The 413-nt window shown below is 67.8% G+C and carries 1 protein-coding gene; it reads left to right on the top strand.

Annotated features, from left to right (window positions below; genetic code table 11):
• Positions 1-413: hypothetical protein (locus tag AB4Y92_RS26140; protein WP_441822270.1), on the top strand; the 413-nt coding region annotated here is incomplete at both ends.

The following is a 413-nucleotide window of genomic DNA, read 5'->3' as shown; positions in this document are numbered from 1 at the left end:
GCGCTGGTGGGCGCAGGCGGCGCCGTCTACGCCGCCAACCCGGGCTTCGAAGCCCTGCTCGGGCAGATCGTCCTTAAGGCCAGGGACAGGATCGCGCTCGATGATCCCCGTGCGAACACGCTTCTGCAAAGGGCGCTCGCCGATCTCGGGCATGATCGCATGGGCGATACGCGGTCGATCCCGGTGCCGGCCAAGGGCGATCTTCCCGCCTTCATCATCCATGTCATGCCGGTCCGCCGGCAAGCGCGGGATGTCTTTTCGCGCGCCCAGGCCCTGCTCGTCATCACGAGCTCAGCCCGCAGCCTGCGGATCGAAGCCTCGCTGCTTTGTGAGCTCTATGATCTGACCCGGGCGGAAGCAGCTGTCGCCGGCGGGCTCCTGGACGGCCGCACGGTCGAGGAACTCGCTGGGAC

The organism is Lysobacter sp. TAB13, from assembly GCF_052113885.1.
Taxonomy (GTDB): domain Bacteria; phylum Pseudomonadota; class Gammaproteobacteria; order Xanthomonadales; family Xanthomonadaceae; genus Lysobacter; species Lysobacter gummosus.
The sequence above is the reverse complement of the archived record's forward strand: the minus strand, read 5'-3'. Positions and strand labels throughout refer to the sequence as shown.